This is a genomic window from Chromobacterium vaccinii (genome assembly GCF_001855275.1).
GTDB classification, from domain to species: Bacteria; Pseudomonadota; Gammaproteobacteria; order Burkholderiales; family Chromobacteriaceae; genus Chromobacterium; species Chromobacterium vaccinii.
The window spans coordinates 1,453,082-1,466,639 of record NZ_CP017707.1 but is presented as its reverse complement, the minus strand read 5'-3'; the positions used below and the strand labels follow the sequence as shown (position 1 = coordinate 1,466,639).

The following is a 13,558-nucleotide window of genomic DNA, read 5'->3' as shown; positions in this document are numbered from 1 at the left end:
GGTCTTTCCGCATGACGGCCGGGCTAAACTAGAGTAAATCGCCAAATTCTACGGAGCCCAGCAATGAACGACCGCGCCGACTTTGTGGTGCCCGACATCACCACCCGCAAAAATGTCGGATTGAGCCACGACGCCAACGACTTCACCCTGCCGCAGCCGCTGGATCGCTATAGCGCGGAAGATCACGCCACCTGGGCCACGCTGTACCAGCGCCAATGCAAGCTGCTGCCCGGCCGCGCTTGCGACGAGTTCCTGGAAGGCCTGGAGCGCCTGGAAGTGGACGCCGACCGGGTGCCGGACTTCAATAAGCTCAACGAGAAGCTGATGGCCGCCACCGGTTGGAAGATCGTCGCGGTGCCGGGCCTGATTCCGGACGATGTGTTCTTCGAGCACCTGGCCAACCGCCGCTTCCCGGTCACCTGGTGGCTGCGCGAGCCGCACCAGCTCGACTATCTGCAGGAGCCGGACGTGTTCCACGATCTGTTCGGCCACGTGCCCTTGCTGATCAATCCGGTGTTCGCCTACTATCTGGAGGCTTACGGCAAGGGCGGGGTGAAGGCCAAGGCGCTGGGCGCGCTGCCGATGCTGGCGCGGCTGTACTGGTACACGGTGGAGTTCGGCCTGATCCAGACTCCGGCCGGCATGCGCATCTACGGCGCGGGCATCCTGTCCAGCAAGTCGGAATCGATCTACTGCCTGGAGAGCGCGAGCCCCAACCGCGTCGGCTTCGACCTGATGCGCATCATGAACACGCGCTATCGGATCGACACCTTCCAGAAAACCTACTTCGTCATCGACAGCTTCAAGCAGCTGTTCGACGCCACCGCGCCGGATTTCACGCCGCTCTACCAGGAACTGGCGGAGGCGAAGCCGTGGGGCGCCGGAGACATCGCGCCGGACGACGCGGTGATCACCCGCGGCGACCGCCAGGGCTGGGCGGAGACCGAAGACGTCTGAAGTATTGGAAGGCGAGCACTGCGAGACCCGGCGATGCCGGGTTTTTTCACGTCTAGTGGAGGCCGCCGCCGCTGAGCGCGAGGTCGCGCTCGCGCGTCACCGACAGCTCCACCGCCAGCCGCAGCGCCGACACGCAGTCGTCCAGCGTCAGGCTGAACGCGCCGGGGTGCCGGACCGCCTGTTCCGGCAGGAAGGGCAGATGGATGAAGCCGCCGCGCAAGCCGCCGCGGTGCAGCAGGCCGTACATCACGTGGTTGCAGACGAAGGTGCCCGCGCTTTGCGACACGGTGGCGGGCAGGCCGCGCTCCCGCAGGCCGGCGACGATGGCCTTGATCGGCAGCGTGGAAAAGTAGGCGGCGGGGCCGTCCGCGACGATCGGCTGGTCTATCGGCTGCCGGCCGGCGTTGTCGGGAAAGCGGGCGTCGTCGATATTGATCGCCACGCGCTCCACCGCGATGTCGGGCCGTCCGCCCGCCTGGCCCACGGCGATGGCGATGTCGGGCCGCAGCGCGTCGAGCTCGTGGTTGAGCGCGTCCAGCGCCGAACCGAAGGCGCAGGGCAGCAGCCGCGCGTGCACGCGCGCGCCGGCGATGGTTTCGCCATCCAGGCGGCGGGCCGCCTCCCAGGACGGATTGATGGTTTCGCCGCCGAAAGGCTCGAAGCCGGTCAGCAAGACGGTTTTCATACGGTCATTTCCTCAGCGGAACATCAGCCAGTCCAACAATACGGCATTCACCGCCAGCAAGGCCAGCGCGGTGGGAAATTGGGCCTTGATCACCGCGTTGCGGTCCGGCAGCTCCAGCAATGCCGCCGGCACGATGTTGAAATTGGCCGCCATCGGCGTCATCAGCGTGCCGCAATAGCCGGAGAACATGCCGATGGCCGCCATCACCGCCGGGTCGCCGTGATGGGCGCCCACCAGGAAGGGCAGGCCGATGCCGGCGGTCATCACCGGGAAGGCGGCGAAAGCGTTGCCCATGATCACCGTGAACAAGGCCATTCCCAGCACATAGGTCAGCACCGCCAGCCAACGGATCTCCAGCGGCAGGTAATGCGCCGAGAGGTGGGCGATGGCCTTGCCGACGCCGGCGTCGGCGAACAGCAAGCCCAGCAAGGCCAGCACCTGGGGCAGCAGGAAGGCCCAGCCCACGTTGTCCAGCAGGCGGCGGGTTTCCCGCACCGCCTGCAGCGGCGTTTCCCGGGTGAGCCGGCAGGCCAGGGCGGTGGACGCCAGACAGGCGATGCCCAGCGCCATGATGGTGATGTTTTTGGGGTCCAGCAGCGGGGCGCCGGAGGATGGAAGGCGGCGGGCGAGCAGGCTCAGCGCGATGGTCAGCAGCGGCAGCAGCAGCGAGGGCAGGAAGATGCGGTTGCCCAGCCGCCGCAGGCTGTCCTGCAGGCGCTCGGGCGGCAGCGCGTCATGCCGGCCCGGTGCCAGCCGCCCCAGCCCGGCCAGCAGCACCATGGCCAGCACCATCGCGCCGGCCAGCTCCGCGGGCAGCCAGTCGCCGGCGATGAACAGCAGTCCGAACAAGCCCCAGAAGGCCGCGCTGCCCAGTCGGCGCGGGTGGTGCCTGTCCCGCAGCGTCATGCCGGCGGTTAGCAGCAGGATGCCGCCCACCAGCCAGTACAGGTATTGCGCCAGCAGCATTATTCCAGATCCTCCTGTTGGGCGGCGCGGCTGAGGCGATATTCATGCCAGGCGAGCCGGCCGGCGTGGATCAGAAAGGCGAACATGGCGGTGGGAATGCCCCACAGCGCCAGGTAGAGCGGGTCTAGCGCGTGGCCGTTCTCCCGCATGAAAGCGTGCATCAGGATCACGGCGCTGAAGGCGACGAACAGGTTTTCGCCGAAGAACAGGCCGATGTTGTCGGTGGCCGCGCACATCGCGCGCAGGCGCGTGCGTTGCGCGGCGCTGAGCTTGCCGTGCAGCTTTTCCCAGGCGCCCTCAGCCATCGGCACCAGGATGGGCCGCACCACCTGGGGGTGCCCGCCCTGGGCGGACAGGCCCAGCGCGGCCGACAGCTGGCGCGCCAGCAGGTAGACGATCAGCAGGCCGCCGGCGGTGGCGTCGCCGATGTCCTGTATCCAGCGGTAGGCGCGTTCGCGCAAGCCGTGGCGTTCCGCCAGTCCGACCGCCAGCAAGGCCAGCAGCAGGGCGGCGGACAGGCTGCGGGTTTTCATGAAGCCGTCGCCCACCTTGGCCAGGATGGCCAGGGGGTCTAGGCCGGCGGCCGCGCCGGTGACGATGCCGGCGCAGCAGACCACCAGCAGCGGATTGCCGCGCAGCAGGAAGCCCAGAATGACGGCGGCGATGCCGAGCAGCGGCCAAAGATTGACGGTTTGGTCCATGTTTTGTCCTTATCGCCTGGATGATGCCGGCTCAGCCGGCCCGCACGTTCACGCCCAGCGCTTCCAGCCGCCGGCGCAGCAGGCGGGCGAAGCGCAGCGCATGGGCGCCGTCGCCGTGCAGGCACAGGGTGTCGGCGCGAACGGCCACGCGCTGGCCGTCCGCCGCGGCCACGGTTTGCCGCAATACCATGTCTTCCGCCTGGGCCAGCATGGCGGCGTCGTCCGCCAGCAGATCGCCGGGCGCGCCGCGCGGCACCAGACTGCCGTCGGCGCGGTAGCCGCGGTCGGCGAAGGCTTCCTGCCATGTGTCCAGCCCTTCGGCGCGGCAGGCGTCGATGAAGCAGCCGCCGGCCAGGCCGACGGCCCGCAGCGCGGGGTTGTAGTCGCGGATCGCGCGGGCCAGCGTCGTGGCCAGCTCGGGGTCGCGCGCGGCCTGGTTGTACAGCGCGCCGTGAGGCTTGACGTGCCGCAGCGCGCCGCCTTCGGCGCGGACGATGGCGTCCAGCGCGCCCAATTGGTATAGCAGGCCGGCCCGCGCCGTTTCCATCGGCAGCCGCATTTCGCGGCGGCCGAAGTGTTCCCGGTCGGGAAAGCTGGGGTGGGCGCCGATGGCGACGCCCCTTTCCAGGGCGAGCAGGACGGTCTTGCGCATGGTGTCGGCGTCGCCGGCGTGCCAGCCGCAGGCGATGTTGGCGGAGCTGACCAGGTCCAGCAGTTCGGCGTCGTCGCCGCAGCCTTCGCCGACGTCGGCGTTGAGGTCAATGTTCATCGCACACCCTTTCGATTCTCCACAGATAGCGTTGCAGCTCCCGGTCGGCCTGTTCGGCGTCATCGCGGCCGGCTTCGATGAAATGCAGCTGGCTGCCCAGCCTCGCCTGGCCCAGCTGCCACAGGTCGGCGGCCACCACCATGCCCAGCCGGGGATAGCCGCCGGTGGCCTGGGCGTCGGCCATCAGCACGATGGGCTGGCCGTCCGGCGGCAACTGGATCAGGCCCGGCAGCGCGCCGTGGGACGGCATCTCCACCGCTTCGCTCAAGCGCAGCGCCGGCCCCGCCAGCCGGTAGCCCATGCGGTTGCTGCGCGGCGTCAGCTGCCAGGGGTGGCTCCATAGCCGCTGGCGGGCGGGTTTGGGCAGCAAGGCGTATTCCGGCCCCGGACAGACGCGGATGCGGTTGCCCGGCCTCGGCAGCCAGACGCCAAGCTTGCCGCGCGGCGGCTGCGGACGACCCAGCGGCAGCCGGTCGCCGTCGCGCAGCGCGCGGCCATAGAGTCCGCCGAAGCCAGCCATCAGGTCGGTGCTGGCCGATTCCATCAGCAGCGGCACATTCACGCCGCCGTCGATCGCCAGGTAGGCGCGCATGCCGCTGCTTGGCGCTTCCAGCCTCAGCGACTGGCCGGCGCGGAAGGCGGTGCGCCAGCCCGGCCATACCGGCTCGCCGTCCAGCGTGGCCCGGCAGTCGGCGCCGGCCAGCGCCAGCATGCCGTCGCGCAGCAGGCGAAAGCCTGCCGGCGGCAGCGTGATTTCCAGCGCGGCCGCGCCGGCGGGGTTGCCCACCAGGCGATTGGCGACGGTCAGCGCCAGCGCGTCCATGGCGCCGGCGCGGCACACCCCCAGATGGCGCGCGCCGAAGCGGCCCAGGTCCTGCACCGTGGTTTGCGGTCCGGCCTTGATCACTTCCAGCATCAGGCGTCCTCCAGGGGAATGAAGCGCACGGCGTCGCCCGGCCGCAGCGGACAGGGCGGCTGGCGCGCGGGGTCGAACAGCGCTGTGTCGCTGCGTCCTATGATTTGCCAGCCGCCGGGGGAGGCGGTGGGGTAGATGCCGGTCTGGCTGCCGCCTATGGCCACCGAGCCGGCCGGCACTTTTTGCCTGGGCGTGGCGCGGCGCGGCGCGGTCAGCGCGGGGTCCAGGCCGCCCAGATAGGCGAAGCCGGGTTGAAAGCCCAGGAAGAAAACCGTATAGCGGGCTGCGGAGTGGCGGGCGACGACCTCGTCCGGCGCCAGGCCGCAGTGGCGCGCCACTATTTCCAGATCCGGACCGTGGCGGCCGCCGTAGCGCACCGGGATTTCCACTACCCGGGCGGCTTCCTCCGCGCCGTCCGCGCGTTGCCACAGCCGTCGCAGCCGGGCCGGCAGCGCGGAGGCGTTCGCGCCGGGGCGCAGTTCCAGCGTCAGGTTGTTCATGCCGGGGATGACTTCGCGGAAGTCGGTGTCGGCGCGCAGCTGCTCGGCCAGCCGCCAGATGCGGCGCTGGCGATCCAGCGTGGCCGGCGGCGGCAGCTCCAGCACCAGCGCCTGGGCGCCCAGCCAATGAATGGCCGGCGGGGAAGTGGAATCAGATTGCATCGCGTGCGGGATGGCGTGAATCGGGAATATGGATATGATAATGGCTTGATTGGGTGCGATGATGCTATGTCGAGAATTTCTCGTCAATTTATCGCTGCCTCGCGGCCTGCCACCTACTGTGGCGCAATATGGAGAGAATGGGTGTCAACGACGCAAGATTTGCCTAAGATCGTGTCCTCGCAGCATCTGGTTTCCGAGCGCAGTCCGGAGCTGTCCGAGTTCGAGTTCAGCCTGACCGTGGTCAACAACGCTTTCCACCGCTGGATGGTGCGCTGCATGGCGGCGGCGGGCGAGAAGGACATGACGCCGACCGAGGTGCTGCTGGTTCATCACGTCAACCATCGCGGGCGGCAGAAAAAGCTGGCCGACATCTGTTTCGTGCTGAACATGGAGGATACCCACGTGGTGTCCTACGCCTTGAAGAAGCTGGTCAAGATGGGGTATGTGGAGAGCGAGAAAAGCGGCAAGGAAGTGCTGTTTTCCACGACGGAGAGCGGCCGCGAGCTCTGCGAGCGCTACCGACAGGTGCGAGAGCAGTGCCTGATGGCGACGTTGGGCGACGGCGGCATCGCCAATCCGCTGATCGGCGACATCGCCCAGTTGATGCGCACCCTGGCCGGCATTTACGACCAGGCTGCCAGGGCCGGCGCGTCGTTCTGACCGTTGTGCGCCGCTTGCGAGCCTAGATGACGGCCCAGATCGCGAAAATGGCGGCCAGTATCAGCACCCCGGTCAGGATTTGCGAGGTGCTTTTTTCCTTCTGCAGCGCGCGCTTCATGCTGTCGTGCGCGCTTTCCAGCTTGTCCAGCTGCTGCTGCAGCTCGGCGCGCGCCTCGTCCTGGCCGGCCAGCGTTTTCAGCATCTCCTCGCCGCCGAACTCCTTGATGGCCTCCTTGTTCCACACACCCAAGAGCTTGCTCACCTTGTCCTTGAAGTACAGCGCGGTGCGCTGGGCCGGGTCCTGCCATTCGAACTGAAAGCCCTGGCCGGCGAAGAAGGCGTGGCAGTGCAGCCGTTCTTCCTCGGAGTGGGTCTGGCCCATGGTGATCATGCCGGGGTTGATGGCGAACTCGGGGCAGACGCCCTTGGCCCAGGTGATGACGCTGGCGAACAAATAGGTGTCCAGCCCGCTGCCGGCCAGGCCGGGACTGGCCTGCACGCCGCTTTTGGGGCCGAAAGTCACGCTCTTGCTGGGGCGGTCCACCCGAATCCAGGCCAGGTTGTAGACGGCGTGGAAGCGGCTGTCGTCGCCTTCCAGCGGTTGCCAGTGCGCGCCGTCGGAGCGGGCGTAGCCGCGGAACTGCAGGCGGAAGTAATCGGATTGGGCCGTCATCGCCCGGCTGCGCTGCAGGATGCCGTAGATGGGGCGGCCGTCGGTGCTGAGCGTCAGTATGGTCTCGCCCAGCGGGATGGCCAGGTTGGCCAGCGTGACTTCGCTTTCCGGCGGAGGCAGCGGAATCTCTTCCGTTGTCTGGTGAGGCTCGTTGTTCTGGGTATTGTTCGAAGTCATGTGGCAGTGGTTCTGTCGCTGGGTGGTGGTTGCTTGTGTCCGCCGGACGCCATCGGCATGGGGATTCTATCCTACATTGTAGGGGAGCGCGCTTGCGCTTGCCGAGGGCGGGAGGCGACGGTGCGGTTCATCGGGAATTTTTCTTTCCTGGCATGTTGGGTTTTGCCGGCGATGGCGGGCGGGATATGCGGCAAGCCGATCCAGGTGGGTTGGGAGGAGCGGCCGCCGTATCACTACCAGGGGCGGGATGGCCGGCCAGCGGGCTATTCGGTGGAGCTGCTGAACCAGGCTGCCGCGCGCATAGGCTGTCGCCTGGCGTATCGCCAGATTCCCTGGTCGCGCACCTTGCAGGAGCTGAAGCTGGGTACGGTGGATGTCGCGATGCAGGCGTTGAAAACGCCGGAGCGGGAGGCGTACGCTTGTTTTGTGCCGGGCTACAGCTCCTCGCTGGTGCGGCTGTGGGCGCGCGGCGATCGCGCGGCGCATTGGCCGGTCTCCCAGCTGCAGGACCTGGGCAAGCTGGGCATGGTCAGGCTGGGTGTGACGCATGGCGACAGCTACGGCGACACATGGGACCGCTGGCTGAAAGCGCCCCCCGGCATGGTGAGGATCGACCCCGGGGAAACGCTGGCCGGCAGTTTGCGCAAGCTGCAGCTGGGGCGGATAGACCTGTTGCTGGCTAGCATGGACACGCTGCCGAATGAGCTGGCCCGCTTGCCGCAGCAGCCAGCGATCGTGGCCTTGTCGCCGGCATGGCCGATAGGGGGAGCATTTTACGTCTTCAGCAAGCGCAGCGTGTCCCCCGAGCTGTGCCAGGCTTTTGCCGGCGCCTTGCGCGACATGAAACACGATGGCGTGGTGGGCCGGCTTTACCGCAGCCGTTTCAATATCGCTTATCCCGGCCCCTGAGCCTCAGAGCCTGCTTATGTTTTTTTACGAGCGTCCCAGGGACATCTTTTGTCATGGCCAGGGGGCTTTATGGTTTGAGGTCAATGCCTCTGGTCGTTCATCGAGCGCGTCGTGGGTGGGGATGTGGCCCGCATGGGCTGTGGAGAATTCTATCCTACCTACATGGTTAGGAGAGTGCGCTTGCCGATTGCGGGAGGGATGAGTGCTGGGAATCGGACGTGTCATTTGGCTGGTGGTCTGGACCTTGCCGGCGGTTGCCGAAGGGATTTGCGGCAGGCCGCTCAGCATCGGCTGGGATGAATGGCCGCCTTTCCATTATCAGGGGCGCAGCGGCGAGCCCGACGGCTACGCGGTGCAGTTGCTGAATTTGGCGGCGGGTAGGCTGGGATGCCGGCTGACCTACCGCCTGATGCCCTGGCCCCGCACCTTGCAACAGCTGCGGCTGGGGCAGGTGGACGCGGCGATGCAGGCCTTGAGAACGCCGGAGCGCGAGGCCTATGCCTGTTTTGCGCCTGGCTACAGTCCGACGATAGTCAGGTTGTGGGCGCGCAGCGACAAGGCCGCGCGCTGGCCGGTGCGGCAATTGGACGATCTGGGGCGCCAGGGAGAGGTGCTTTTGGGCGTGACCCGGGGCGACAGCTACGGCGCGCAGCTGGACCGCTGGCTGCAGACGCCGCCGCCGAACGTGCATGTCGAGATCAGCGAGACCCTGGAGGTCAGCATGCGCAAGCTGCAACTGGGGCGGACCAATCTGCTGCTGGCCACGATGGCGACGGCCACCCGCGAGCTGGCCCGCCTGCCGGAGAAGCCGGAGATCGCGCCGCTGGAGCCGTCCTGGCGGGCCGGCGAGGGCTACTACGTGTTCAGCAGGAAGAGCGTGCCGGAGCCGGTGTGCCAGGCGTTCGCCCGGGCGTTGGCGGAGATGCGGCAGGACGGAACCGTGGCGCGCCTGTATCGCAGCCAGTTCGGCGCGCCGTATCCGGAGCCGTGAGCAGGCCCTGTAGCGTCAAGCGCGCAGCAGCGGCAGCGGCGCGAAGCGTCCGCCCAGCACGTTATGGCTGTCCTTGCCCCACCAGCCGTCTATCGCCGTGGCGTAAACCTGGCGGAAGTCTATCGCGTGCGGCAGATTGCCCTCGCTGACGCCGGCCAGCTGCGGCGTTTGGCCGTATAGGCCGCCGTTGACGCGGCCGCCCAGCGCGAAATGGACGTTGGCGGTGCCGTGGTCGGTGCCGCGGTTGCCGTTTTCGCGCGGGCGGCGGCCGAATTCGGCGTATGTCAGCACCAGCGTATCGTCCCAGCGGCCCAGCCGCGTCATCTCGCTTCTCAGTTGCGCCAATCCGTCGGCCAGTTCGGCCAGCAGCCGCGCCTGCGCCGGCTGCTGGTTGCCGTGGGTGTCGAAGCCGGTGAGCGTGATGCGGGCGACGGCGATGTCCACGCCGCGGGCCAGGGTGTCGGTCAGCGTGCGCACCGCCACGCCGAAGCCGCCATTGGGCTTGGGGCCGGCGGTGGGCGCTTCGCTCGGCGCGGTGCGCGGCAGCGGCGCCAGGCTGGCGGCGGCCTGGCGGATGTCGCCTTCCACTTTCAAAATATGCTCCAGCGCCGAGCCGGCGTGGCCGGGCTGCTGATCGGCCACCAGCTTGGCCTGGCGGGCGAAGTCTTGCGGATTGGACAGCACCACCGCGCGCGCGCCGCCGTCCAGCGGCCCCAGCACCTGGCTGGACAGCACCACGCCGTCGGCGGCGAAGTTCTTCGGCGTCGGCTGCTCATGGAACAGCCGGGTCAGCCAGCCCTCGCTCAGGTATTGCTGGCTGGCCGACGCCGTATCCCAGATCTCGATCGAGCGGAAGTGGGACAGATTGGGGTCGGGGTAGCCGACGCCCTGCAGCAGCGCCAGCTGCTTGTCCTGCCACAGCGGCATCAGCGGCGCCAGCGACGGATGCAGGCCGATGTCGCCGTTGATCTGCAGCACCTGCTCGCGGGCGACGGCGATGCCGGGGCGCAGCCGGTAGTAGTCGGCGCTGCCGTAGGGGACCACGGTGTTGAGGCCGTCGTTGCCGCCCTTCAGCTCCACCAGCACCAGCAGGCGCTTGTAGCCGGCGGGCGCCAGCGCCCAGGACAGATTGGGCAGCACGGTCAGCATCAGGCCGGCGCCGGCCGCTTTCAGGAATTCGCGTCGTTTGAACATGGCGGGCTCCTCATTCCACCTGATAGGCCGGGTCAAGCAGCAATTGGGCGATGGCCTTGGCGCCGCTGGTATTCGGCGGCAAGGGGTTGGCCGGCGGCACGGCCAGCAGCAGCCGCGCGGCGTCGCCGGCGGTGCGGACGCCGTAGACGGCGGCCCATTCGTCGGGTTGCAGCTTCATCGAGGCGACGCCCTTGGCGACGAAGCGGTTGATGCGCGCCTCGCGGCCGGCCATCTCGTTCAGGCTGCCGTCGGCCTGGGCGTAGGCGTCGCGCGCCGGCGCGGCGTCGCGGGCGATGCGGTCCAGAAATTGTTTGCGGGTGAGCAGGGTGGAACTGTTGATCCAGGCCTCTCCGCCGGGCCAGCCCTTGACGTTGGGCGGGGCGAACACGTCCTGGCCCAGCTGGCGGTTCAGGCCGGCGATGACCCGCCAGTCCGGCGGGTTGAGATCGAAGGTCACCAGCGTGCCTATGGTCAGCTCCACCGGCGATTTGACCAATTGGCCCTGGCTGCGCCAGAACTGCGGCGTCAACAGCAGCGCGCGCATCAAGGGCTTCAACTGGTAATGGCTGCGGCGGAAGTCGGCGGCCAGCCTGTTGACCGTGGCGGCGTCGGGCGTGGGCGATACGAAGTTGCGCCATAGCTTGTTGGTGACGAACACCGCTGTGCTGGGTTGTTGCAGCAGCAGGTCGATCACGTCGTCGCCGTCGAAGTTGCCGCGCTGGCCGAAGATGACTTTCTCGCCGGTGTCGCGCAGCCGCGGGCGGACGATGAACTGGTCGTCGCGGTCCAGGCCCCAGCCGGTGAAGGCGCGCGCGGCCTCGCGGATGTCCTGCTCGCTGTAGTGGCCTTCCCCCAGCGTGAACAGTTCCATCACCTCGCGGGCGAAGTTCTCATTGGGCTGGTCCTTGCGGTTATTGGCGGTGTCCAGATAGCGCATCATCGCCGGGTCGCGCGCCACGGCATGCAAGAGCTGGCCGAAGTCGCCCAGCGCGTAGTGGCGCAGCAGCAGGTTCTGCTGGTACATCATCTGCGGCGAGCGCACCTTGTCCAGCGCCGACACGAAATGGTTGTGCCAGAACAGGGTCATCTTCTCGGTCAGCGGCGACGGCGTGTCGCGCATCTCGGCCAGCCACCAGCTGCGCAATTCGACCACGTGCTGGTTGCGCTCCTGCTGCAGCGCTTTTTTCTGTTCCTCGGTGAGGCCGGGTTGGCCGGGACGCTCGAACGGTTCGTTGGCCCAGCCCGGCGGCGGCGTGGCCGCCTGGGTGCGCGCGCCGGCCAGTATCTTGTCCACCGCCGCCTCGCGGCTGAGCGGCGCGAAGGCTTCGATCTGCGCGGGGCTGGCGCCGAAGCCGGCGCGTGTCAGCAGGTGGCGGGCGCCGTCCGCGCCGATGCCGGCCAGCGCCATCAAGGGCAGGCCGAGCAGGGCGGAGGCGAGCAGTATTCTTTTGATCATGGGTTCACCGCGGCAGGCCGTTAGCATAAGCGATTGATTGTGAGCATAGTTGCCACTCTTCGCTCCGGTATTAAGCGGACCGGCCAGAGTGTTAAGTTGTTTGCGCATCTGGGCTATACTGTCGCCCTGTCACCGGGGGTGCCCGCCATGCGGGCTGAGAGACACCCTGAGAACCTGATCTGGATCATGCCAGCGGAGGGAGCGTGATGAAGCGGAACCTCGTCCGCCTTGCCTGCTTGCTCCGTGGCCGTACCGCGCGGAGATTGTCCATGAAGCTGTTCCCCAAACTCGTCGTCGTCGCTTTGAGCCTGGCCGGCCTGTCCGTCCAGGCGGCCGAATTGCGCGTGCTCGCGCACAGTTCGTTCAGCGTCGACAAGCCGCTGCTCGCCGCATTCGAGAAGCAGAGCGGCGCCAAAGTCTCCATCATCAAGGCCGGCGACGCCGGCGAGATGGTCAACAAGCTGATTCTGACCAAGGGCAGCCCGATCGCCGACGTGGTGTTCGGCCTCGACAACAGCCTGATCGGCAAGGCCGAGCAGGCTGGCGCGCTCGCGCCGCTGCCGGCGGAGTTGGCCCGCGGCGGCAAGGTCAGCCTGCCGGGCGCGGCCGCCGTCGACTACGGCTATGTGACGCTGAACTACGACAAGGCCTGGTTCGCCAAGAACAAGCTGCCGCTGCCCAAGACCCTGAGCGACCTGACGCAGCCCGCCTACAAGAACCTGCTGGTGGTGGAAAACCCCGCCACCTCCAGCCCGGGCCTGGCCTTCCTGGCCGCCACCATCCACGCGCTGGGCGAAGACAAGGCCTTCGCGCTGTGGGGCAAGCTGCGCGACAACGGCCTGAAAGTGAGCAAGGGCTGGACCGAGGCCTACTACACCGACTTCTCCAAAAACGGCGGCAGCCGGCCCATCGTGGTCAGCTACGCCACCAGCCCGGCGGCCGAGGTGTTCTACAGCAAGGACAAGCCGGCCGACGCGCCGACCGCCAATCTGCTGCTGCCGGGCTCGGTGTTCCGCCAGGTGGAGGGCGCGGCGCTGGTCAAGGGCGGAAAGGAGCCCAAGCTCGCCCAGCAGTTCATCGCCTTCCTGCGCTCGGACGCGGTGCAGAAGGACATCCCGACGCGGATGTGGATGTACCCGGCGATGGACAACATCCCGTTGGACCCGGTCTACAAGCACGCCGAGCAGCCTGCCGCGCACGATACCCCCGACAGCGCGACGCTGGCCGCCAAGCAGCGGGCCTGGGTCGGCCGCTGGACGCGGGTGGTGCTGAAGTCGGGCATTTGATTTGAGATAGGAGCATTCCCATATGAATAGGCAAACAAGACTGAGGCGTGCGGCAATTCTTTGTTGTCATTACGCTAGGAATTTGGCTTATTACCAAGCGGGATGGCGGGATGGCCAAGCTGTTTTTGATAGGCGAAGTCAGTTTTGGGTGACTGCTAATGGGAATGCTCTTGATATATGTATTCTTGAGTGGTGCAAATTATTTGGTTCCAGAGATGAAGAACATCATTGGCATTTGCTGGTAGATGATGTCGCAGAGTTCAAGAGTGCAATGCTTAGGACTGTAGGTGAGTCGGAGATGGAGTTTGTTGATCTTTGGCAGGATGTGAAGTGCTATCGGGATAGTTTTGTTGCCCATTTGGATCAGCATAATATTGCACATATCCCATACGTAAGTCGGACGCTTCCATATGTGGCTTTTCTTTTTGACCACATTAGGGCTGAGTTGCAACAAGCAGAGATCCCGGCAGATTTGATGAGCGTCTACAATAGGTTCCTTGATGAGGCGCGATTGTGTTATGACAATGTTCCCCGTGTTTAGAGTAATAATTTCAAG

Annotated in this window: 15 protein-coding genes and 1 riboswitch; of the genes, 6 read left to right on the top strand and 9 right to left on the bottom strand. The window is 66.8% G+C overall.

All coding sequences use genetic code 11. From position 1 onward, the window contains the following. The first annotated feature begins 63 nt into the window (after positions 1–63). Positions 64–957, top strand: a complete 894-nt coding sequence (phhA, locus tag BKX93_RS06635; RefSeq protein ID WP_070979252.1) for a phenylalanine 4-monooxygenase — start codon at positions 64–66, stop codon at positions 955–957. A gap of 52 nt (positions 958–1,009) precedes the next feature. Here phhA and pcp read toward each other — a convergent pair whose 3' ends face one another. Genes pcp through pxpB form a run of 6 tightly spaced genes read right to left on the bottom strand, consistent with a single transcriptional unit; the run spans position 1,010 to position 5,656 of the window. Beyond that, positions 1,010–1,642, bottom strand: a complete 633-nt coding sequence (gene pcp, locus BKX93_RS06630; protein ID WP_070979250.1) for a pyroglutamyl-peptidase I — start codon at positions 1,640–1,642, stop codon at positions 1,010–1,012. Positions 1,643–1,654: 12 nt separating this feature from the next. Then, a complete protein-coding gene (locus tag BKX93_RS06625) occupies positions 1,655–2,608 on the bottom strand; it encodes a DUF979 domain-containing protein (RefSeq protein ID WP_244887250.1) in 954 nt (317 codons plus the stop codon). Beyond that, complete coding sequence (locus tag BKX93_RS06620) at positions 2,608–3,309, bottom strand: DUF969 domain-containing protein (RefSeq protein ID WP_046158262.1); 702 nt, start codon at positions 3,307–3,309, stop codon at positions 2,608–2,610. Before BKX93_RS06620 ends, BKX93_RS06625 begins: the two co-directional genes overlap by 1 nt. 31 nt (positions 3,310–3,340) lie before the next feature. Beyond that, entirely contained in the window at positions 3,341–4,078 is a 738-nt protein-coding gene (gene pxpA / locus BKX93_RS06615; protein WP_070979246.1) for a 5-oxoprolinase subunit PxpA, read from the bottom strand. Then, positions 4,068–4,994, bottom strand: a complete 927-nt coding sequence (locus tag BKX93_RS06610) for a 5-oxoprolinase subunit C family protein (RefSeq protein ID WP_046167148.1) — start codon at positions 4,992–4,994, stop codon at positions 4,068–4,070. The genes pxpA and BKX93_RS06610 overlap by 11 nt, the downstream gene beginning before the upstream one ends. Then, on the bottom strand, positions 4,994–5,656 hold the full coding sequence (gene pxpB, locus BKX93_RS06605; RefSeq protein ID WP_070979245.1) for a 5-oxoprolinase subunit PxpB: 663 nt from the start codon (positions 5,654–5,656) through the stop codon (positions 4,994–4,996). Before pxpB ends, BKX93_RS06610 begins: the two co-directional genes overlap by 1 nt. Positions 5,657–5,797: 141 nt before the next feature. On the opposite strand from pxpB, the gene BKX93_RS06600 reads away from it, so the two are divergent. Then, positions 5,798–6,316: a winged helix DNA-binding protein gene (locus BKX93_RS06600; RefSeq protein ID WP_046158266.1), complete on the top strand. Its 519-nt coding sequence runs from the start codon at positions 5,798–5,800 to the stop codon at positions 6,314–6,316. Between the two features lie 22 nt (positions 6,317–6,338). On the opposite strand, the gene BKX93_RS06595 is transcribed toward BKX93_RS06600, so the two are convergent. Next, on the bottom strand, positions 6,339–7,166 hold the full coding sequence (locus tag BKX93_RS06595; protein WP_046158267.1) for a hypothetical protein: 828 nt from the start codon (positions 7,164–7,166) through the stop codon (positions 6,339–6,341). A 171-nt stretch (positions 7,167–7,337) separates the two neighbouring features. On the opposite strand from BKX93_RS06595, the gene BKX93_RS06590 reads away from it, so the two are divergent. After that, a complete protein-coding gene (locus BKX93_RS06590) occupies positions 7,338–8,075 on the top strand; it encodes a substrate-binding periplasmic protein (RefSeq protein WP_046158268.1) in 738 nt (245 codons plus the stop codon). Between the two features lie 202 nt (positions 8,076–8,277). Continuing rightward, a complete protein-coding gene (locus BKX93_RS06585; RefSeq protein ID WP_046158269.1) occupies positions 8,278–9,066 on the top strand; it encodes a substrate-binding periplasmic protein in 789 nt (262 codons plus the stop codon). Between the two features lie 15 nt (positions 9,067–9,081). Here the strand turns inward: BKX93_RS06585 and BKX93_RS06580 are convergent, their stop codons facing one another. Beyond that, the gene (locus BKX93_RS06580; protein WP_046158270.1) at positions 9,082–10,260 is read right to left on the bottom strand and encodes a DUF1501 domain-containing protein; all 1,179 of its coding nucleotides are present in this window, start codon (positions 10,258–10,260) and stop codon (positions 9,082–9,084) included. A 10-nt stretch (positions 10,261–10,270) separates the two neighbouring features. Then, positions 10,271–11,716: a DUF1800 domain-containing protein gene (locus tag BKX93_RS06575; protein ID WP_244887249.1), complete on the bottom strand. Its 1,446-nt coding sequence runs from the start codon at positions 11,714–11,716 to the stop codon at positions 10,271–10,273. Positions 11,717–11,840: 124 nt separating this feature from the next. Next, positions 11,841–11,935, top strand: a riboswitch (TPP riboswitch). 50 nt (positions 11,936–11,985) lie between these two features. Between BKX93_RS06575 and BKX93_RS06570 the strand changes: the two genes are divergently transcribed. Together BKX93_RS06570 and BKX93_RS24600 are read left to right on the top strand one after the other, a co-directional pair. Then, a complete protein-coding gene (locus BKX93_RS06570; RefSeq protein WP_070979241.1) occupies positions 11,986–13,002 on the top strand; it encodes a thiamine ABC transporter substrate-binding protein in 1,017 nt (338 codons plus the stop codon). Between the two features lie 22 nt (positions 13,003–13,024). Beyond that, positions 13,025–13,543 (top strand): hypothetical protein, encoded by a 519-nt coding sequence (locus tag BKX93_RS24600; RefSeq protein WP_145929284.1) that lies wholly within the window; start codon positions 13,025–13,027, stop codon positions 13,541–13,543. Positions 13,544–13,558: the final 15 nt, after the last annotated feature.

Excerpts from the sequence above, each read along its gene's own strand:
- pxpA (WP_070979246.1), bottom strand. The coding sequence starts at position 4,078 with ATGAACATTGACCTCAACGCCGACGTCGGCGAAGGCTGCGGCGACGAC.
- BKX93_RS24600 (WP_145929284.1), top strand. The coding sequence starts at position 13,025 with ATGAATAGGCAAACAAGACTGAGGCGTGCGGCAATTCTTTGTTGTCAT.
- BKX93_RS06610 (WP_046167148.1), bottom strand. The coding sequence starts at position 4,994 with ATGCTGGAAGTGATCAAGGCCGGACCGCAAACCACGGTGCAGGACCTG.
- BKX93_RS06590 (WP_046158268.1), top strand. The coding sequence starts at position 7,338 with ATGGCGGGCGGGATATGCGGCAAGCCGATCCAGGTGGGTTGGGAGGAG.
- pcp (WP_070979250.1), bottom strand. The coding sequence starts at position 1,642 with ATGAAAACCGTCTTGCTGACCGGCTTCGAGCCTTTCGGCGGCGAAACC.
- BKX93_RS06595 (WP_046158267.1), bottom strand. The coding sequence starts at position 7,166 with ATGACTTCGAACAATACCCAGAACAACGAGCCTCACCAGACAACGGAA.
- BKX93_RS06625 (WP_244887250.1), bottom strand. The coding sequence starts at position 2,608 with ATGCTGCTGGCGCAATACCTGTACTGGCTGGTGGGCGGCATCCTGCTG.
- pxpB (WP_070979245.1), bottom strand. The coding sequence starts at position 5,656 with ATGCAATCTGATTCCACTTCCCCGCCGGCCATTCATTGGCTGGGCGCC.
- BKX93_RS06575 (WP_244887249.1), bottom strand. The coding sequence starts at position 11,716 with ATGATCAAAAGAATACTGCTCGCCTCCGCCCTGCTCGGCCTGCCCTTG.
- BKX93_RS06620 (WP_046158262.1), bottom strand. The coding sequence starts at position 3,309 with ATGGACCAAACCGTCAATCTTTGGCCGCTGCTCGGCATCGCCGCCGTC.
- BKX93_RS06570 (WP_070979241.1), top strand. The coding sequence starts at position 11,986 with ATGAAGCTGTTCCCCAAACTCGTCGTCGTCGCTTTGAGCCTGGCCGGC.
- BKX93_RS06580 (WP_046158270.1), bottom strand. The coding sequence starts at position 10,260 with ATGTTCAAACGACGCGAATTCCTGAAAGCGGCCGGCGCCGGCCTGATG.
- phhA (WP_070979252.1), top strand. The coding sequence starts at position 64 with ATGAACGACCGCGCCGACTTTGTGGTGCCCGACATCACCACCCGCAAA.